The 19614-nt window shown below is 70.8% G+C and carries 17 protein-coding genes; 6 read left to right on the top strand and 11 right to left on the bottom strand.

The window, feature by feature from the left end; genetic code table 11:
• Position 1: 1 nt before the first annotated feature.
• Positions 2-385 (top strand): effector-associated constant component EACC1, encoded by a 384-nt coding sequence (locus ACFFQA_RS08375; RefSeq protein ID WP_377851111.1) that lies wholly within the window; start codon positions 2-4, stop codon positions 383-385.
• 321 nt (positions 386-706) lie between these two features.
• Positions 707-1891, top strand: a complete 1185-nt coding sequence (gene tuf, locus ACFFQA_RS08370; protein WP_377851110.1) for an elongation factor Tu — start codon at positions 707-709, stop codon at positions 1889-1891.
• A 58-nt stretch (positions 1892-1949) separates the two neighbouring features.
• On the opposite strand, the gene ACFFQA_RS08365 is transcribed toward tuf, so the two are convergent.
• The 8 genes from ACFFQA_RS08365 to ACFFQA_RS08330 form a co-directional block, all read right to left on the bottom strand.
• Entirely contained in the window at positions 1950-2417 is a 468-nt protein-coding gene (locus ACFFQA_RS08365) for a hypothetical protein (RefSeq protein ID WP_377851109.1), read from the bottom strand.
• 306 nt (positions 2418-2723) lie between these two features.
• Positions 2724-3128 carry a DnaJ family domain-containing protein gene (locus tag ACFFQA_RS08360; RefSeq protein ID WP_377851108.1) on the bottom strand — a complete coding sequence of 135 codons (405 nt, stop codon included), beginning with the start codon at positions 3126-3128 and terminating at the stop codon, positions 2724-2726.
• A 138-nt stretch (positions 3129-3266) separates the two neighbouring features.
• On the bottom strand, positions 3267-4190 hold the full coding sequence (locus ACFFQA_RS08355; protein ID WP_377851107.1) for a hypothetical protein: 924 nt from the start codon (positions 4188-4190) through the stop codon (positions 3267-3269).
• 149 nt (positions 4191-4339) lie between these two features.
• Entirely contained in the window at positions 4340-5401 is a 1062-nt protein-coding gene (locus ACFFQA_RS08350; RefSeq protein WP_377851106.1) for a hypothetical protein, read from the bottom strand.
• 23 nt (positions 5402-5424) lie between these two features.
• Positions 5425-7215: a VWA domain-containing protein gene (locus ACFFQA_RS08345; RefSeq protein ID WP_377851105.1), complete on the bottom strand. Its 1791-nt coding sequence runs from the start codon at positions 7213-7215 to the stop codon at positions 5425-5427.
• A gap of 134 nt (positions 7216-7349) precedes the next feature.
• Entirely contained in the window at positions 7350-8273 is a 924-nt protein-coding gene (locus tag ACFFQA_RS08340) for a 3-methyladenine DNA glycosylase (RefSeq protein WP_377851104.1), read from the bottom strand.
• 60 nt (positions 8274-8333) lie between these two features.
• The gene (locus ACFFQA_RS08335) at positions 8334-9776 is read right to left on the bottom strand and encodes a substrate-binding protein (RefSeq protein WP_377851103.1); all 1443 of its coding nucleotides are present in this window, start codon (positions 9774-9776) and stop codon (positions 8334-8336) included.
• Positions 9758-10111 carry an ArsR/SmtB family transcription factor gene (locus tag ACFFQA_RS08330; protein ID WP_377851102.1) on the bottom strand — a complete coding sequence of 118 codons (354 nt, stop codon included), beginning with the start codon at positions 10109-10111 and terminating at the stop codon, positions 9758-9760. The genes ACFFQA_RS08335 and ACFFQA_RS08330 overlap by 19 nt, the downstream gene beginning before the upstream one ends.
• A 256-nt stretch (positions 10112-10367) precedes the next feature.
• Here ACFFQA_RS08330 and ACFFQA_RS08325 point away from each other — a divergent pair, with 256 nt between their 5' ends.
• The 3 genes from ACFFQA_RS08325 (at position 10368) to ACFFQA_RS08315 (ending at position 13792) form a co-directional block, all read left to right on the top strand.
• Positions 10368-11918: an amidase gene (locus ACFFQA_RS08325; RefSeq protein WP_377851101.1), complete on the top strand. Its 1551-nt coding sequence runs from the start codon at positions 10368-10370 to the stop codon at positions 11916-11918.
• A gap of 6 nt (positions 11919-11924) precedes the next feature.
• A complete protein-coding gene (locus ACFFQA_RS08320) occupies positions 11925-12215 on the top strand; it encodes an HC3 family zinc finger protein (RefSeq protein ID WP_377851100.1) in 291 nt (96 codons plus the stop codon).
• A 308-nt stretch (positions 12216-12523) separates the two neighbouring features.
• Positions 12524-13792 carry an HNH endonuclease signature motif containing protein gene (locus ACFFQA_RS08315; RefSeq protein ID WP_377851099.1) on the top strand — a complete coding sequence of 423 codons (1269 nt, stop codon included), beginning with the start codon at positions 12524-12526 and terminating at the stop codon, positions 13790-13792.
• 435 nt (positions 13793-14227) lie between these two features.
• On the opposite strand, the gene ACFFQA_RS08310 is transcribed toward ACFFQA_RS08315, so the two are convergent.
• The 3 genes from ACFFQA_RS08310 to ACFFQA_RS08300 form a co-directional block, all read right to left on the bottom strand.
• Positions 14228-15268 (bottom strand): hemolysin family protein, encoded by a 1041-nt coding sequence (locus ACFFQA_RS08310; protein ID WP_377851098.1) that lies wholly within the window; start codon positions 15266-15268, stop codon positions 14228-14230.
• Positions 15265-16620 (bottom strand): hemolysin family protein, encoded by a 1356-nt coding sequence (locus tag ACFFQA_RS08305; RefSeq protein ID WP_377851097.1) that lies wholly within the window; start codon positions 16618-16620, stop codon positions 15265-15267. Before ACFFQA_RS08305 ends, ACFFQA_RS08310 begins: the two co-directional genes overlap by 4 nt.
• A 189-nt stretch (positions 16621-16809) precedes the next feature.
• Entirely contained in the window at positions 16810-17838 is a 1029-nt protein-coding gene (locus ACFFQA_RS08300) for a LacI family DNA-binding transcriptional regulator (RefSeq protein WP_377851096.1), read from the bottom strand.
• A 271-nt stretch (positions 17839-18109) separates the two neighbouring features.
• Here ACFFQA_RS08300 and ACFFQA_RS08295 point away from each other — a divergent pair, with 271 nt between their 5' ends.
• Complete coding sequence (locus tag ACFFQA_RS08295) at positions 18110-19591, top strand: peptide MFS transporter (protein WP_377851095.1); 1482 nt, start codon at positions 18110-18112, stop codon at positions 19589-19591.
• Positions 19592-19614 lie beyond the last annotated feature (23 nt).

Raw genomic sequence — 19614 nt, 5'->3', positions numbered from 1 at the left:
GATGGGTGATCAGCGGGCAGTGACGATCTCCGCGCGCGGCAACGGCACCACCGACAGCCTGCGCTCGCTGCGGGGGTGGCTGGTGGAGACCGGTGAGCTGCGCGGGCCGTTGCACCTCGGCCACCAGTCCCGCGACGGCAGCGGGCCGGGCGCGGTGCTGGACGTGCTGGTCGTCGCGACGGACACCGACGGCGCCACCGCGGTGCTCGCATCGGCCGTGCTGTCCTGGCTGCGCCGCCGTGAGGACGGGGTCGACCTCCGGCTGGCCGGCCCCGACGGCACCACGGTCGAGCTGCCCGCCGACCGGGTCCGCGCACTGGACGAGGACGGCGTTCGGGTCGAGTCGGAGCGGCTGGCGCTGGCGCTGGCCCCGACCGTCCACTGAGGACTCTCCGGAAAAACCCCGTGACAGCCCCGATCCCGGGGTGTCACCCTGACGCCATGTTCACGACGGCCGATCTCGCGACGCTGGCAGGCGCATGCCTGCCGGGCGCGCTCGCGGCCGTCTCGGCGACGCTGGCCGGCGCCCGAAGCTGACCCTCCTCCCCTCTGCCAAGAACCACGGAGGAGGGTGTCGGCTCCCGCGGGACCCCGCGACGGGGGACCGCGCGCGCCCAGGTTCTTGACCCTCACGCGAGGTGAGGGTTCAGCCTTGTCTCAGCACGCCCGACGCGGGCCGGACGGCCCGCCACGCCAAGGAACAGCCATGAGCAAGCAGGAGCACCTGCGGACCAAGCCCCACCTCAACATCGGCACGATGGGGCACGTCGACCACGGCAAGACCACGCTGACCGCCGCGATCACCAAGGTGCTCGCCGAGCGCGACGGCAGCACCCGCTACGTCGCCTTCGACGGCATCGACAAGGCCCCGGAGGAGATCGCGCGCGGCATCACCATCAACATCGCCCACGTCGAGTACGAGACCGAGACCAGGCACTACGCCCACGTGGACATGCCGGGTCACGCCGACTACGTGAAGAACATGATCACCGGTGCCGCGCAGCTGGACGGGGCGATCCTGGTGGTCTCCGCGCAGGACGGCACGATGCCGCAGACCCGCGAGCACGTGGTGCTCGCCCGCCGGATCGGGGTCTCGCACATCGTGGTGGCGATGAACAAGGCCGACGCGGTGGACGACCCCGAGCTGCTGGACCTGGTGGAGCTTGAGCTGCGCGAGCTGCTGTCCACCTACGGCTTCCCCGGCGAGGAGGTCCCGATCGTGCGGGTCTCCGCGTTGCGGGCGCTGGAGGGCGACCCGGCGTGGACGCCGAGCGTGGTCGAGCTGCTCGACGCGGTGGACAGCTACGTCCCGGAGCCGGTGCGGCACCTGGACCGGCCGTTCCTCATGCCCATCGAGAACATCCTGACCATCACCGGCCGCGGGACCGTGGTCACCGGCGCGGTGGAGCAGGGCGTTGTCGGCGTCGGCGACGCGGTCGAGGTGGTCGGGCTCGGGCCGACGGTGACCAGCGTGTGCACCGGCATCGAGACCTTCGGCAAGTCGCTGCCGAGGGCCGAGGCCGGGGACAACGCGGCGTTGCTGCTGCGCGGTGTGCGCAGGGACGACGTCCGCCGCGGCCAGGTGGTCTGCCTGCCCGGCAGCGTCCAGCCGCACACGCGGTTCCGGGCGAGCGTCTACGTGCTCTCCGCCGAGGAGGGCGGCAGGCGCACGCCGTTCGGCACGAACTACCGGCCCCAGTTCCACTTCCGCACCAGCGACGTTGTCGGTGTTGTTGAGCTGGAGGAGGGGCAGTTCGTGCTGCCCGGTGACTCGGTGGAGCTCACCGTCGAGCTGGGCAAGCCGGTCGCGATGGCCGAGGGCCTGGGCTTCGCGATCCGCGAGGGCGGCCGGACCGTCGGCGCGGGCACCGTGCTGGAGATCCTGTCCTGACCCCTCGGTGGGGCGCCACCCCTTCGGTGGCGCCCCACCCCGCACCCCGTTCCTCCCGTTAGTGGTCCACGCGCCCAACCGCGACAGGTCTCGTGGACGTTGCGTAGGAGCGGGTCATCTCCAGGAACAAGCCGAGCGCCAGGATTCCGAGGACGCCATGGTGCCACTGCCAGCCCACGCCGATGCCGACGAACGCGTCCAGGATCATGACCCCCGCGCCGCCGCCGACGGCCAGCAGCATCCCGGCCAGCACGAGCAGCATCAACGTTCTCGGCACCCTGCGCCCCAGCGCCGTGACGGTGGCGATGGCGACGCACGCGCCCACCACACCGGAGGCGCTGGCGAACCACTGCGCGGTCGCCGCGTCCATGAAGTAGCTCTCGGTCTCGGTAACCGACACGGGCGGGCCGCCCGGGAACCCGAGCCGGGCCTGCAGGGCGAAAGCTGCCTTCCCCACGGCATAACCGAGGAACAGCACCGCCACCGCGTACGCCGGCCAACGTCGTGAGCGACCAGGATCAACCATGCCTGCGACGGTAGGGGCCGCGCGCCGGGCACCACTCCCCAGAGCGAGGAGAGCGGCTCCCCCGTGAGAGGGAGCGCGCTGCTAGCGCCTGTCCTGCAAGTGGTAGCACCACCTCGCCACCCCTGGCACCCTCACTCGCATGCCCCTCATTTCGCGTTTTGTAGCCTTAACGCGATTTGGGAGCGCTTTCTTGCGCAATAAGGTGACAAAACGCGAAAACCTCGACCACGCCAGCCAGCGCACGGGGGTACGGAGGCGCGGGGGTGGTGCCGCTTCGGGGGATCGGGGCGACTTGCGGGACAGGCGCTAGCCGCTGGTGGTGGCGCGCCAGGTGGCGATGGTGGCCTCGACGTCGACCTGGCGGGTGCGCATGGGCGGGCCGACCTGCGGGGCCAGCTGCGCCTTGCGGATCCGCTCGTTGAGGTCCAGCAGCAGTTCGCGCACGGTTTCCTCGGAGCGCTCCTTCGCCAGCCGCTTCGGCAGGTCCTCCACCTCCTTGGCCAGCGCGAGCGACGGCGGGAGCAAGGCGGAGGTGTCGACGTTCTCCTTGCGCAGCTTCTCCGCCACCCACTCCAGGGTCCCGCCGGTGCGATGGGGGATCGGCTTGCCGTGGCCAGGCAGGTTGGTCATCTCCCCGCGTTCCTCGGCCTCGCGCACCTGCTGGTCGATCCAGGTCTCGAACGAGGTCCCCGCGGGCTTGCGCTCCGTCATGACGTCCCCCTTCATGTCGTGCCGCCTGAATCCCATCCTACGGAGCGGCGCGTCCGGCTGGCCTCTGGCCGTGAGGCGGAGACGGGTGTCACCGGAACCGCTTGGACCACGACGAATCCCGTGGAACCTGGAACGGCGTCAGTGGTGCGCGACCCGCACGGGCTCCTTCGCGCGCTGCCGCGCACCCAGCGCGCCGAACGCTGCGAAGACCGTGGCGAGTGACAGTCCGCCCGCCGCGCCGAGCGTCAGCAGATCCGGTGCGAGCAGGGGCTGGCCGCGCAATGCCTGCCACACAACGAGGATGAAGAGCCCCAGGTAGGCGCCGGAACCGACGAGCACCAAGCGGGTCCGAGTGCGCTCGTCGCGCAGTGCGATGACCTTTGTGGACAGTGCGGCCAGCGCGAAAGCCAGCAGCGGCAACAGTTGTAACGCGTGCAGGCCGACGAAGTGTCCGATGCGGAGGTCGCCGCCGGTGGTGCTCCAGTTGGTCAGCGGCATGCCGGGACCGCCGTCGGGCACGCCGACGCTGTGGCCGCCGACGGCGGTGCCGGTGCCCGCCTTCACGGCCTCCAGCTGGCCGGGCTGCGCGTTGAAGATCATCAGGAATCCGGTGCACATCCCCAGGAACGCCACCGCAAGGCCACCGCGGACCGCCAACGTCATCGGACGGTCGAGGTGGTTGCGCAGCGACAGCTGGATCGACAGCAGCACGACGGCCACGAGCATCACCTGGGTACTCCTGCCGAAGATCGGCTGGAGCAGCTGGTTGATGCCCTCCTCGCGGTTGTAGTGGCTCAGGCGGGCACGCGCGGCCTGGAAGACCACGATCGCGATGTCCACGCTCAACGTCACCGCGACCGCCGTGCCCAGCCACCAGCCCCACCGCCTGCCGCGCCGTTGCAGCGACAGCAGCCAGCCCAGCGTGCCCGCGTAGACCGTCGCGGAGACCCCGAACTTCAACGGCTTCAACCACACCGGCGCCCCGGTGAGGACGCGGTCGTCGACGAGCAGTCCCACCGCCGAGACGACGGTCAGCGCCGCCATCGCCACAGCCATGATCATCAGGGGACGGTGCCAGCGTAACGCCGTCGCCACAGCGCGCATCGGATCTCCCAGGCTCAGCAGGATCGCAACACCGTCGATCCTGCTGGCGCACATGGAAGAACTCGCTGGTGCGCGCCTCCGAGCCCGGGTGGGGCAAACCCCCGCTCTCAGCCGCCGAACGCCGGATACGACGGCATTGACGGCACGTCCCACTTCTCCGTCGCGGCCAGCAGCCGCCGCATCAGCTCCGCGGTCGCTGGCATGTCCGGAACCTCCGGGAGCAGGCTCTCCCAGCGGTAGCGCAGCAACTGGCGGATCGTCGGCACCGGCCGCCGTGTCCGGTGCAGCATCCGGTCCTCGGTGAGCACCCGCCGCACGAGCGCGGACGTCGCGTCGAGCGTCCACGCGACCATGCCCAGCCGCATGCCCTCGCGCCACACGTCGTCGTCGAGCAGCTCCGGGTGGCCCTTCGCCACCTCCGCGCGGTAGGCCGACTCGACCTCGGCCTGAACCTCGCGCGGCAGGCGGAAAACGCACCAGCACGAGGAGAACGGCATCCTGGTGTAGACCGCGTCGATGAACACCGAGTGGTAGTTCGCGCCCTCGAAGTCCAGCAGGCGCACCCGGTCGCCGAAGAGCAGGTTGTTGTCCGGGCAGATGTCACCGGGGGAGTAGACCGGGTAGTCGGGCAGCCGCAGGATCGACGCGGTCTCCGCCTCCAACCCGTCCGGGGCGATGACCCCGAGCGCTTCCGGCAGCCCGGCGACCGCCTCGGCCGGCCAGGGATCGGCCTCCCACCGCTGGTTCCCCCGGTCGTGGCGGGAGCGCAGCGCGGCGAGCTCGTCCTCGCGGCCGATGGTCTCCGCCGCGAGCCGCCCGTACGCGCCCGCCCACGCCAGCAGCGCCGCGCGGGCCGCGTCGGCGGAGTCCCCGAGCAGCACGTCGGCCAGCGTCGGCGCCGTGCCGAGGTCCTCCATCACCAGCAACGGGAACGCGGTGTCGACCGCGAGCAGCCTCGGCCCCGATCCCGCGCCCAGCGCCAGCCCGGCCGCCTCGGCGGTGAAGCAGCGCAGGGCCTCCGGCTCCTCCTTGTACGCCTTGACGATCACGCTGCCGCCGTCACCGGTCGCGCACCGGAGCACGGTGGACCGAGCGGAGCCACCGAGGTCGGCGGGGGCCGAGACGGTGGTGCCCAGCAACGCCGACGCGGCACGCAGAACCGATTCCATGGCGGTCATTCCACCACGGGCGTTCAGCGGCTCCCGGACAACAGCTGGCCGAGCGCCGGGTCGAGCGCCTTCCCCGTGGCGGCGACCGACACCGTGCCGCCGTTGGCCCTGGCGATCTGGTTCAGCGGCGCCCGCTCGACCTCGCCGGCGAACGCGACGAAACTGATCGAGATCGGTTTGTCGGGATCGCGCAGCCGGTTCAGCTCCGACTGCAGCTGCTGCAGGCTGATCCCGCCGTCGTTGGGGCCGTCGGTGACCACCACGATCCGGTTCGCCCTGCCCCGCTGGTAGTTCTCCAGCGCCGAGCGGTAGACGGCGAGCACGCTGGTGTACATCTGCGTCGCGCTGGTCGGCTTCAGCTCGGCGACCGCGTCCAGCAGCGCGTCCCGCTGCTGCGAGACCGCCTTCGTCGGCGCCAGCTGCCGGTAGGGCTTGGTGCCGTCGAGGGACCGGGAGAACTCCCACAGCCCGAACGACCCGCCGACGGAGCGCTCCACCTGACCGCGCAGCGACTTCTTCAGCCACGTCATCCGCGACTGGCCATCGCCGCCGTCCTGCGTCATCGAGCGGGACACGTCCACGAGCACCGTCACGGCCTGGGCGCCCTCACCCGCGGAGGCCCACGCCGCGGAGATCTGCTGTGTGCTGTCGGCGTCGGCGGGCTCCAGCGCCTCCGGCGTGGCCGCCCAGCGGATGCCCGGCGCCGGGTTCGGCCGCTCCTGGGTCGCCGACACCCGCACCCCGGACTGCTGCGCGAGCAGCCGCTGCTGGTCCGGCTCCTTGAGGAAGTTGCTGAACCGCTGGGCCGCGCGCACCTGCACGTCGTTGGCCAGGTCGCCGGACAGCGCGATGAACGGGTAGTCGGCGGTCGGGTTCGGCCCGCCCGCCTGCACCCCGGCCAGCGGGCGCGCCGAGGTGGCCGCGCCGTCCTTGCCCACGTTGCGGCGGTACAGGTCGGCCTCGAAGACCGGGACCGCCTCGAAGGACGCCTTCGCGATGTCCTCGACCTTGCCGAGCTCGACCAGGGCGTCCAGTGTGGTCGCGGGGGGCTTGGCGGTGTTGGCCGTCGCCAGCCGCTGCATCGTGTCCTTGACCTGCTGGGAGGCCAGCATCTCCGTGGTGACCGGGCCCCGGCCCTGCGCGCTGGCGCCCGCGAGCGCCGACTGGATCGCCAGCGCGCTCGCCGGGTTGCGCGCCGGGTCCGGGATGGTCAGCGTCAGCCCGCCCCACTCCGGCTTCTGGAAGCGGCTCCACCCGTCCTCGGCCGAGGCCAGCTCGGGCAGGTCGGACCAGCGGAAGGAGCTGCCGGAGAGCATCGCCGTCCCTGCGGCCTCCGGCACGGCCAGCAGCACGGGGCTGGTCGCGACCGACTCCGGGTTGGAGCCGATCAGCGCGGCGTTGGCGGCCTTGAGCTGGTTGACCCACAGGGTCGACTCCGGCAGCCACGCCGACGGCGCAGGGCCGAGCTTGCCCTGGTCCCAGCCCTGGCTGAGGTTCTGCAGCGTGGTCGCGGAGTCCATGGCCTGGACCTCGACCTGGACGCAGTGGTTGAGCACGACCGGTCGCTGCGCCGCCCACGCCGTCGCGGCCTGTTGCACCGGCTCGGCGACGGAGGGTGCGACCGCGACGCGCAGGGTCGCGTCCCCCTCGGAGCAGCCCTCGCTGCCGGCCGAGGCGCGCCGGTCGACGACGCCGCTGACGTAGTCCCAGGCGAACCAGCCCAGGCCCACCACGGCGACGACGGCGACGACCATGATCGGCCACAACGCCACCCCGCGCCGGGTTGTCAGCAGTTCCGCGCGGTGTCGACCCATGAGCGACGTCCCTTTCCAGCGCCTGGCTCGCGATTCCTCACCGTAGTCGGCGCCGGGCTACATCGCCCCGACAGAGAAGCCCGGTCGTCCTATCCACGCTAACAGGTGAAGGCAGTCCGTCAAGAAATGTGACGCTAGGTGGACAACGTGTTACCAGTCTGCGCCAATGGAGGAATGCTCATGTCTGGCAACCGGAGCAACCGCTCGCAGAGCCGGACCAGTGCCCGGCGCAGCGGCGCGGCGCGCTCGGCGAACTCGGCCTGAGCCTTCACGTACTCGGCGCGGCCCTCCGGCGTCTCGATCCGAACGGGCTGGTAGCCGAGCTCCGCCAGATCGTACGGGCTGGCCCGCATGTCCAGCTCACGCACGTCGGCGGCCAGCTCGAAGCAGTCCGCCACCAGATCGCTCGGCGTGAACGGCGCGAGCTTGTAGCTGTGCTTGAACAAGTCCATGTTCGCGTGGAGACAGCCCGGCTGCTCCAGCGCGATCTGCGACTCCCGCGTGGGCTGCAATGCGTTCAGCGGCCGCGCGGGCGGGGTGAAGAACCGGAACGCGTCGAAATGGCTGCACCCGATCCGCGAGGACTCCACGACCTGGTCGGTGCCGTCATGGCCCAGCCGCAGCGACCACCCGGTATGGCGAACCTCCTCGGGAGTGGTGCGGTAGACCATCGCCCACTCGTGCAGGCCGAAACACCCGAGCCGCGGCGGGCGCGACGCGGTCGCGGTGAGCAGTGCGAGCACGAACTCCGCCGTCCGCCGCCGTGCGTCGGTGAACGCCTTCGGATCGAGCCCGACCCCGCCGCCGACCTCGGTGTACCCGGCCCATTCCAGGTACTCGTCCGCATCGGTCAGCACCACGTCCGGCCCGGGGTGCCACCGCTCCAGCCGCGCCGGGCGGAACGAGTAGTAGGTGAAAAGAAAGTCGATCACCGGGTGCTTCTGCCCGCGGATCCGCCGCGCGCGGTGCTCGCGGGTCCACGGGCTGACCCGGGCGATGTGCGCGTCACGGCGGGCACGCCACTCCGCCGCGCTCAGCACTGTCACCCCGTCATGCACGCCGTACAGGGTATTAGGTCTGTTCAGAGCACCAGAACGCCGATGCAGGCGCGGAGCCTGTCAGCGCGGGGAGATGCGGAAGCCGTCGGTGACCGCCTCCGCCAGGTACAGCGGGCGCTTCGCCGCCTTGCCCTCGATGGCGCGTGCGGACTGCCACAAGCCGGAGGCGCGCTGCGCGCGCAGCGCCGATGACAGGTCGGTCAGCACGAAGTCCTTCGTCAGCGCGCCGGACGCGGCCAGCATGTGGATCGCCTCGTACACCGACTCCGTGATGCTGGACAGCGGGGGAGCCGTCGCGCCGAACCGTTCGCGGTAGCGGCGGAGGAAGTCCTTGTTGGTCTTGGAGTCCACTTCCTGGAAGTAGCCGAACGCCGCCCACACCCCGCGCGCCGCGTCGCCGCCGGTCAGCTCGCGGGTGGACTCGTCATAGGCCATCGACAGCGTCCGGCAGCGCTCGCGCAGGCCCGCCGCGTAGGACTGCCGCTCGAACCGCGCCGAGTCGGAGCCGACGAAAGTCGACACCACCACCTCGGCGCGCGTGGTGATGATGTCGTCGACGACGTCGGAGAAGTCGCAGGTGCCCATCGGCTTGTAGCGCTCGCCCGCCACCGTGCCGCCGAGCCGCTCCACGAGGTGCCGCGCGGTCGCGTTCATCACGCGCGGCCACACGTAGTCGTTGCCCGCGAGGTAGACGTTCCTGCCGGTGGACCTCATCAGCGCGGGCAGGGCGGTGCGCAGCTGCGCGGACGGCCGTTCCCCGAGCCGGACCACGTTGGGCGAGTAGCGGCCGCCCTCGTTGATCGGGGTGTGCACGAGCAGGACCCCGAGCCGCCGCGCCAGCTTCGCGATCACCGGGAACACCGCGGACGTGCAGTTGGTGACCACGACCCGGCAGCCGTCCACCCCGGCCATCCGGCGGAACTGCTCGGCGCCGACGTCGGGAACGCTGGCGTCGTCGCGCACCACGACCTGGAGGCGGCAGCCGTTGACGCCGCCGTCCGCGTTGATCTCGTCGGCCGCCATCAGCGCGAGCTTCTCCGTCGTCGCGCCGAAGATGCTCGCCGGGCCGGACTTGCTCACCAGCACGCCGACCCGGACCGTGTCGGCGGCGGCGCGCTCCTCGATCGGGTCGTAGCCGCGCTGGCGCAGCAGCCAGGTCACCGCGTCGCCGGGCACCTCGACGCCGAGCCGCACCGTCGTCCCCGTGCCGTCCTTGGCCGGGACCATCGTGCAGCTCACGGTGCCCGCCCACGGTGCCTGCTGCTCGATGACGATGCGGCGCGGCGGGTCGAGGTAGGAGATGCGGCCGGTGGCCTCCATGGTGGCGCTCGCCGGGTCCGCGGGGTTCACCGGGAGGTCGAAGCGCACCAGGGCGCCCACCCGCATCGCGTCGTAGTCGGCGCCGAAGAGCCAGCCGGCCGAGTCGTCGCGGCCGAGCAGCGCGAACACGTCACCCGGGCGGAGCGGCACGTGTCGCTGCTGGGTCAGGACGAGGTTCCCCACCGGAGCCCTTCGGGCTCGTCCCGCCCGGCCGTGCCGACGGCGGCCTCGGCAAGGCCGTCCAGCGAGGAGCCGTAGAGGGCGGTGAGGAAGTTCAGCACCTCGGTCATCGGCTCGACCCGCAGCGAGTAGAGGCGGTACTTGCCCGAGCGCCGCTCCTGCACCATGCCCGCGTCGCGGAGGACCTTCAGCTGCATGGAGACCGCGGTCCTGCCGATGTGGTCGAACCGGGCGGCGAGGTCGGAGACGGTGAGCTCACCGTGTTCGGAGAGCAGGCTGAGCACGGCGCGACGGGTGTCGTCGGCCAGGGCGTCGAATGCGGAAGCCTCGTTGCTCACGGAACCTGCCAACCGGATCAGCGACCGGAGTCGGTCACAAGAAGATCACTTTATCTCCGGTGTTGCCACCGGGGCAAACGCTCACCCGGCCGGTCGAAGTCCACGCCTGGTCGCGGCCGAACGCGTCAAGATCCATTGACACGATCGACGGAGCGTCCATACCCTTTGGGCTACCTGGGAAATCCAGACGGAGCAGTCACACGAGCGGTGGCCGCCACGGCATCGATCACTGTGGCACAGGAGGGAACTGTCGTCCATGGGCATCGTCCCCCCTTCCGTCGCGGAGCTCCGGGTGATCGCGGACAGGTACGGCCTGTCCCTCGACGACAGCGCGCTGGAGTCCTTCCGCGGTCTCATGGCACCAACGCTGGCCTCCTACTCCGAGGTCGAGCGGCTCCACGCCGAGCGGGCCCCCGACCCGCCTCGGCGTGAGCACGCGCGTCCGGTCCCGGAGGACAACCGGCTCAACGCGTGGTGCCTGCGCACCGACGTCCGCACCCGCGAGGACGGCCCGCTCGCCGGGCGCACCGTGGTGGTCAAGGACAACATCGCCGTGGGCGGCGTGCCCATGGCCAACGGCTCCCGCGCGCTGGCGGGCTTCGTGCCCCGCGCCGACGCCACCGTGGTGACCAGGGTGCTCGACGCGGGTGGCCGCGTCGTCGGCAAGGGCGCCTGCGAGGACCTCGGCTACTCGGCGGGCAGCCACACCGGCGCGGACGGCCCGGTCCGCAACCCCTGGGACCCCGCGCGGTCCGCGGGAGGCTCCTCCTCCGGCCCCGCGGTGCTCGTGGCCACGGGCGATGCGGACCTCGCGGTCGGCGGCGACCAGGGTGGCTCGCTCCGCGTCCCCGCCGCCTTCAGCGGCGTGGTCGGCCACAAGCCCACCCACGGGCTCGTGCCGTGCACCGGCGCGTTCCCGATGGAGAACACCCTCGACCACCTCGGCCCGATGGCCCGCACGGTCCCCGACGTCGCGCTGCTGCTCACGGTGCTGGCCGGGCCGGACGGCCTGGACCCGCGACAGGACCCGAGGACAGTGCCCGCCGACTACCTGGCCGACCTCGACGCCGGGGTGGCCGGTCTGTGCATCGGCCTGCTCACCGAGGGCTTCGGCCTGCCGGGCCTGTCCGACCCGCGCGTCGACGACGCGGTCCGCGCGTCCGCGCGACGGCTCGCCGAAGCGGGCGCCACCGTCCGCGAGATCAGCGTTCCCTGGCACACCAAGGGTTTCGACGTCTGGAAGGTGATCGCCACCGACGGCATCGCCTGGCAGATGATCGACGGCAACGGCCTCGCCCGCGGGGTGTCCGGCCCGTTCGACCCGGAGCTGGCCGCGCACTTCGGCAACGGCCGCCGCGAGCACGCCGACGCCTTCTCCGAGACGGTCAAGCTGGTCACCCTCAACGGCGCCTACACCCTGGGCCGCTACCACGGAGCCCACTACGCGATGGCCCGCAACCTCGTCCCCGACCTGGTCGCGGGCTACGACGCCGCACTGTCCGAAGTGGACGTCCTCGTGCTGCCGACGGTGCCGCACGTGGCCAACCGCCTGCCCGGCAAGGACTCCAGCCGGGAAGAGTACGTGGCAGCGGCGCTCGGCATGGTCGGCAACGTCGCGCCGTTCGACGCCAGCGGCCACCCGGCGACATCGGTCCCGGTGGCCCAGGTCGACGACCTCCCGGTCGGCATGATGATCGTCGGTCCACGATTACGCGACGACCTGTGCCTGCGCGTCGCCCGGGCACACGAGCTGGCCATGGGGGGCTTCCCCACGCCACACCGAACCTCCAGCACGGCGAGAGTGTGAGACCGGATGACTCATGCACCCGAACGCCCGGGCGGCAACCGGGGCGCCAAGGCGGCGACCAGGCCCGATCAGCAGGTGTTCTACTGGATGCCGATCGACGGCTCCCGGCACGCGATCTGCGGCGAGTCCGGCTCACACGAACCCGGCGAGACCGGCCAGACCCTGTGCGGCGAGTCCATCGTGATCCGCCCGGCCGCCGAGACCGAGTGGATCACCTGGCCGACCTGCGACAAGTGCTGGCAGGTGGCCAAATCCGTGCTCGGCGAACTCAAACGCACCCGCCCCCGCCTCTGGTAACCACCCCCGCAGGCGCCCCATCACCACACCGGTGAGCGGGGCGCTTTTGTGTTCCCCCATGCGCCGCTGACACCTGTGGCGTGACAGTTCCCCGCCCTACCTGTGGTAGACGCGCTGATTTCCTTACCCCGCAAGGATTCGGCGGCTCCGCTCGTGGCGGGCAGGTCCACTCGCGGTGGCATGCCGGTCACCCGGTTGGGGAGCTCCGCGTCTTCGATTTCCCTTTCACCCCAACGGTTTCACCCGCTCGTGCTTTGCTGTCGATCATGTGTTCGAGTTCAATGGAAACCGAAAGGAGGTGATTCCCCTTGGACACCCACGACTACATCGATCACTTGTCGGAGCACCTCGCGTCCGGCCGTTCGAACCAGATGCCCGAAGCCGACATCCTGCCGATGTTGCAGGCCCTGGAGAAAGCCTCCCGGTTGATCGCGGCGGTCTCCCACGAGCTGGCGACCCAGGCGGAGCAGCGGAGCCTGCATATCCAGCAAGGCTGCAGAGACATCGCCGCGTTGTTGCGGGGCGCGTTGAACCTGACCCCGCACGAGGCCCGCCGACGCTGCCGTCTCGTGCACGAACTCCCCGCCCTCCCCGAAACCCAGCAAGCCCTGCGGGAGGGGGCGATCACCCTCGACCACGCCCTGGTCGTCTCCGACGTCCTCCGCGCCCTCCCCGCCACGCTCCCGGTCGAGGTCACCGACGACGCCGAGAAGGTCCTGGCCGAACAAGCCAGATTCCTCAACCACAAGGAACTGCAGAAGGCCGGAAAACACCTCCGTGCCGTCCTCGACCAGGACGGCACTTTGGCGGAGGAGAACGAGGGCATCGCCAAGCGCTTCCTCCGGGTCTCCCAGGACGCGAAGGGCTGGGTGCATCTCAGCGGCTGCCTGGACCCCGAGGGTGGCGAGGCGTTCCGGACGGCCATCCACGCGTTGTCCAAACCCCAATCCGCCGACGGCGATGTGGACCTGCGCTCGACTGACCAACGCCAGGCCGACGCGCTGGTCGCGTTGACCACCCAGGCCCTGCAAGCCGGTGAGTTGCCGAAGGTCGGTGGGGAGCGTCCGCATATCAGCGTGACGATCGACTACGCCGACCTCCGCGATGGCCTCTCCTCCGGGTGGGCGTCGTGGGGTGGGCCGATGACGGCGAAGACGATCCGGCGGATGGCCTGCGACGCCAAGATCATCCCGGTGGTGCTGGACACCATGGGCATCCCCCTGGACGTCGGCCAGGCCCAGCGCACCGTCACCGGGCCCCTGCGCACCGCCCTGGCGGTGCGGGACAAGGGGTGCGCGTTCCCGGGGTGCACGATGCCCGCGGCCTGGTCGGATGCCCATCACGTGATCCACTGGTCCGAAGGTGGCCCGACGGCCCTGTACAACACGGTGTTGTTGTGTCGGCATCACCACACGGTGATCCACGAGGGGGACTGGGAGATCGAGTTCGACAACGGGTTGCCGGTGTTCATCCCACCCTCCTGGGTTGATCCACAACGACAACCCCGCCGCAATATCCGCACGGCGTGGCAGACGATGCTGCCGACCGGCGGTGGTCGGTATGAGGTGCCGGGGTAGTGGGCTGGCGGGTACCGGATCGCTCTCCCGCACGTGAGTGCCGTCGTCCTGGACGGGTGACCACGGCTGCCCACCGTTGGGTTCCTGGGTGGGTTGGCCTGCCGGGGCTGAGTTCAAAGATCGGTTTTCTTGAGAACGTAACGGGTTGCTGGGAGGACGGGAGGATGCTCAACGGGCTTCGGACGTCAGGGGCACGCAACGGTAGCTGGGGCAGGAACCCCGCCCGAACCCATGCTCAGCGCGCTGGAAGGACGGGGCACAACCCGACGGAACCCCTCACGTACCAATGCCCGCCCAACACAACGGCACTCCCACTCAACGAGGAGCGAGCCCCTCACCAGCGGCGCCTACCCGAACGCAAGCCTCTGCCGGGACAGGCGTGACGTTGGGCTGGAGCGGCGAAAGCGTTCCAGCCCAACGTCCGGCGAGCTGCGGTCAGCCGACGTGGGTCGCGTCGCGGACCGTGCCGACGTACTCCTCGACCAGGTCCTCCATCGCCACGATGCCCAGCACCTCACCGGTGGAGGACACCGCCGTCGCCACGTGGCTCTGCGCACGGCGCAACGCCGACAGGGCCTCGTCCAGGCCCGCGTCGGCGGGCAGCGCGGGCAGACCGCGGACGCGGTTGGCCGGGACCGGGGTGTCCGGTGTCGCGCCGACCTGGTCGAGCACGTCCTTGACGTGGAGGTAGCCGCGCACGGCACCGTCCGCGCCCAGGACCGGGAAACGGGAGTAGCCGGTGCTGGTGACCGCCTCCTCCACGTCGCCGACCGTCGGGCGCTCCGGCACCGTGGTCAGCCGCTCCAGCGGGACCAGGACGTCGGCGACCGTGCGGTCCGTTGACGACAGCGTCTTCGCCAGCCTGCGGTGCTCGGAGTCGTCCAGCAGGCCCTCGCGGCGGGACTCGGCGATCAGCGCCGAGAGCTCGTGGGAGGTGTACGCCGCGTCCAGCTCGTCCTTGGGCTCCACCCGCATCAGGCGGAGGATGCCGTTCGCCGCGATGTTGAACAGCTGGATCAACGGGTTCACCAGCCGCACGAACGCCACGTGCACGGGCACCAGCAGGATCGCCGAGCGCTCCGGTCCCGCGATGGCGATGTTCTTCGGCACCATCTCACCGAGCACGATGTGCAGCACCACCACGATCGCCATCGCCAGCACGAAGGCCAGCGGGTCGAGCACCGCCTCGGGCACGCCGAGCGGCCCCAGCACCGTCTCCAGCTGGTCGGCCACCGCGGGCTTGCCGAGGTTGCCCAGCACCAGCGAGCAGACCGTGATGCCCAGCTGCGCGCCCGCCAGCATCAGCGAGACCTGCTCCGACGCCTTGATCACCGTGCGCGCGCCGGAAACCCCTTGCTGCACAAGCGCTTCGAGCCGGTCACGGCGGGCGCTGATCAACGAGAACTCCGCGGCGACGAAGAAGGCGTTGGCCAGCAACAGCAACAGCGAGATGAACACCGCGAGGGAGTTGCTCATCGAGCCGCCTCCTTCTCCCGGTCCACGGTGGGCACCTGGTCCGGGTCGCGGGACACCCGCAGCTCGGCGATGCGGTGCCGGTCCATCCGCAGCACCGTCAGGCGCCAGCCGTCGTAGCGGACCTCGTCGTTCACCGTGGGGATGCGGCCAAGGCGGTAGAGCACGAACCCGGCGATCGTCTCGTAGTAGTCGTCGTCCGGGACGCGCAGGCCCGTGGCCTCGTCCACCTCGTCCAGCCGCAGCAGGCCGGACACCACCCAGCTCAGCTTGCCCAGCGGGCGCACCGGGGCGATCTCGTTGCGGTCGTGCTCGTCGCGGACATCGCCGACGATCTCCTCGACCAGGTCCTCCAGCGTCACCAGGCCCGCCGTGCCGCCGTACTCGTCGACGACCACCGCGATCTGCAGGCCGGAGCCGCGCAGGCGGTCCAGCAGCGCGTCACCCTCCAGGGACTCCGGCACCGTCGGCACCGGGCGGCACAGCGCGACCACGCGGGTGGTGGCGCGCTCGTCGCGCGGGACGCCGAACGCCTGCTTCACGTGCACAACGCCCTGGATCTCGTCCAGGTCGCCGGTGTGCACCGGGAAACGGGAGAAGCCGGTCCGGCGCGCGACCTCGACCAGGTCGAGCACGGTCGCGTCCGCGCGCAGCGCCTCGACCTGGACTCGCGGCGTCATCAGCTCCTCCGCGTTGCGCTCGCCGAAGCGCAGCGAGCGGTCCAGCAGGTTCGCGGTGCCCTGGTCGATGGTGCCGCCCGCCGCGCTGGAGCGGACCAGCGAGCCCAGCTCGTGCGGGGACCGCGCCGACCGCAGCTCCTCGGCGGGCTCGACGCCGAAGCGGCGCACGATCCAGTTCGCCGAGCCGTTGAGCGCGGTGATCAGCCAGCGGAAGGCGCTGGAGAACCCGGCCTGCAGGCCCGCGACCGCGCGGGCGGTGCCCAGCGGGCGGGCGATGGCCAGGTTCTTCGGCACCAGCTCGCCGAAGATCATCGACAGGGAGGTCGCCAGCAGCAGCGCGATCACCAGCGAGACGCCCGCGGCGGCCCGCTCACCGAGCCCGAGGCCGAGGAGGCCGGGGGTGATCAGCGCCGCCAGCGCGGGCTCGGCCAGGTAGCCGGTGACCAGCGTGGTGATCGTGATGCCCAGCTGCGCGCCGGAGAGCTGGAAGGACAGGGTGCGGTGCGCCTTCTGGACGCTGTGCGCCCTGCGGTCCTGCACGCGGTGGACGTGGCTGTCCACCTGGCTGCGCTCCAGCGCGGTGAGGGAGAACTCGGCGGCGACGAAGACCGCGGTGCCGAGGGTGAGCAGGACGACGAGGGCCAGTCCCAGAACGCTCAACAGGGGTCCGGTCATGAGGTGCCCCGCAGGGGGGAGACCGGGAAATCGGAACAGCCGGGGCTTTCCCCCGGCTCGCTACTACAGGGTTCGCTGCACGCTTCGGTGCTGCAGTCGGTGGACTGCGGATCGGGCACGGGTGTTGTCACTCCTCGGTTGAACGGTTACCGGCCAGTGTAAGTGCTCTTCAGCGCCCTGTCGTGGGAGTCAACGCGCGAGGACGGTGCTTTCCCGGAGGACGACCTCGGCACCGACCCCGACCGTGCGCGGCGTCGAGGGGGCCTCGCCCTCCAGCGCCAGGCGCGCGGCGCGCTCGCCCATCTCCTCCAGCGGCAGCCGGACCGTGGTCAACGGCGGGACCAGGTCGCTCAGCGTCGGGATGTCGTCGAAACCGGCGACCGCGACGTCCTCCGGGGTGCGCAGGCCACGCTCCCGGACCGCGGCCATCGCGCCGACGGCCATCACGTCGTTCACGGCGAACACGCAGGTCGCGCCGGTTTCGCGGTCGAGCAGCTCATGCATGGCCGCGTACCCGCCGTCCCGGGTGAAAGCCCCGTGCACGATGTTGTGCCCGGCAAGTCCGATGCCGTGCTCGGCGAGCCCGGCGACGAAGCCTTCGAGGCGGTCCCGCGCGCTGAGCAGCCGCTCCGGGCCCGCGAGCACGGCGAACTCGCGGTGGCCCTGTCCGGCGAGCCCGAGGGCGAGCTCACGCGCGCCTTCGGTGTTCGCGGGCACCACGGTGTCGGCGGGCAGGTGCGCCTGGGAGACGCACGCCACGCGTCCGCCCTGCGACTGGAACGCCTCGATCTCGGCGGAGAGCTTCTGCGTCGCGGTGGCGTCGGTGGTCCTGGTGCCGACGAGGACCACGGCGCGGGCCCGGTGCGCGCGCATGGTGGAGAGCAGGGTCAGCTCCCGTTCGGGGTCGCGCGAGGTGGTGCCCAGCACCACGATCAGCCCCGCCTCCTCCGCGACCCTGGTCACCCCGGCCGCGATCGAGGAGAAGTACGGGTCGGCGATGTCGTGCACGACGAGACCGACGAGCACGCTGGTGTTGCGGGCCAGCGCCTGGGCGGAGGCGTTGGGCAGGTAGCCGAGCTCGCGCGCGGTGGCCAGCACCCGGTCGCGCAGCTCGGCGCTGACCTGGCGGGTGCTGCCGTTGAGCACCCTGGACGCGGTGGCCAGCGACACCTTCGCGTGCTTTGCCACCTCGGCCAGCGTCACCTGACGATGGGTCACGCACACCTCCGTACCGGTCAACGGCGCAGCGTAACGCGCGCATGCGAGCAGTGCTCCGTTCCGCGCAGCGCGTCTTTCAAGAAAGCGATTGCTGCCTCGGCAACCGAGCGTGAAGTTGTCTCACATCACAGGGATTTGAGTCCTTTCGTCTCTCGACGAGAACGGGCCCGGGGTCGCTATGGTCCAGACAACGGCATCGGGGCCGGCGGTGTGTCGTTGGCGTGCCCAGACCGACCCCGAGGCGGAGACTGCCAGAGGGAGGACGTCGACCGTGACGGCCACGGAATCTACGAAGCCCGCGCAGCAGCGCGGCTTCTTCGGCCACCCGTGGGGGCTGGCCACCCTGTTCTTCACCGAGATGTGGGAACGCTTCTCCTACTACGGGATGCGCGTCCTGCTGATCTTCTTCCTCACCGCCGCCGTTGCCGAGGGCGGCCTGGGAATGGAGAAGGGGCTCGCGTCCTCGATCGTCAGCGCTTACGGTGCCGCGATCTACATGTCCGCCCTCGCGGGGGGCTGGATCGCCGACCGCCTGCTCGGCGGGCAGCGCTCGGTGTTCTACGGCGGCGTGCTGATCATGGCTGGTCACATCAGCATGGCCGTCCCCGGCGGCGCCGCCACGATCTTCCTGGGGCTCGGCCTCGTCATCCTCGGCACCAGCCTGCTCAAGCCGAACATCTCCACCCTGGTCGGCGGTCTCTACGCCGAGCACGACAACCGCAGGGACGCCGGTTTCACCATCTTCTACATGGGCGTCAACCTCGGCAGCTTCGCCGGGATCACCATCTCCGGCTGGCTGGGCCAGCAGGTGAACTACCACCTCGGCTTCGGCGCCGCCGCCGTCGGCATGGCGCTGGGCCTGGTCCAGTACGTGCTCGGCAGGCGCAACCTGGGCTCGGCGACCGCGAAGGCGATCAACCCGCTGACCAAGGACGAGCGCGGCAAGGTCTTCGGCAGGATGGCCGCGGGCCTCGCGGTGCTCGTGGTCGCGGTCGTCGCGCTCAGCGCGGCGGGGGTGATGAGCATCCAGCTGGTCATCGACGGGATCAGCCTGCTGTCGATCCTGCTGCCGATCGGCTACTTCACGGTGATCCTGCGCAGCCCGCTGCTCGACGACGACGAGCGGTCCCGGGTCAAGGGCTACATCCCGCTGTTCCTGGCGTCGGTGATGTTCTTCCTGATCTTCGAGCAGGCGGCCAACGTGCTGAACCTGTACGCCAGCGAGCGGGTGCAGAACACCGTCTTCGGCATGGAGTTCCCGGCATCCTGGTTCCAGTCGGTCAACCCGGTCTTCATCCTGTTGTTCGCGCCCGTCGTCGCGTTCCTGTGGGTGCGGATGGGCGACCGGCAGCCCACGACGGGGCGGAAGTTCGCCCTGGCGCTGGTGCTGGTCGGCGCGTCGTTCGGGGTGATCGTGCTCGCCGGGATCAGCAGTGACGAGCTCGGCAAGGTCAGCCCGCTGTGGCTGTTGCTGGTCTACGCCGTCCAGACCGTCGGCGAGCTGTTCCTGTCCCCGGTCGGGCTCTCGGTGACCTCGAAGGCCGCCCCCAAGGCGTTCGTCTCGCAGATGATGGCGCTGTGGTTCCTGTCCATCGCGGCAGGGCAGGGCATCGCCGCCCAGCTGGTCCCGTTGTACGGCAAGATCCCCGAGGCCGTCTACTTCGGCATGTTCGCCGGGGCCGCGGTGGTGCTCGCGGTGCTGCTGTGGATCAGTGCTCCCAAGATCCGCGAGATGATGCGCGGCGCGGACTAGGTCGTGTCCCGCACGTGGTGACA

It is taken from the genome of Allokutzneria oryzae (assembly GCF_042429765.1).
In the GTDB taxonomy this organism is placed as follows: domain Bacteria; phylum Actinomycetota; class Actinomycetes; order Mycobacteriales; family Pseudonocardiaceae; genus Allokutzneria; species Allokutzneria oryzae.
Note: the sequence above shows the minus strand (reverse complement) of the source record. Positions and strands in the feature narration are given on the sequence as shown.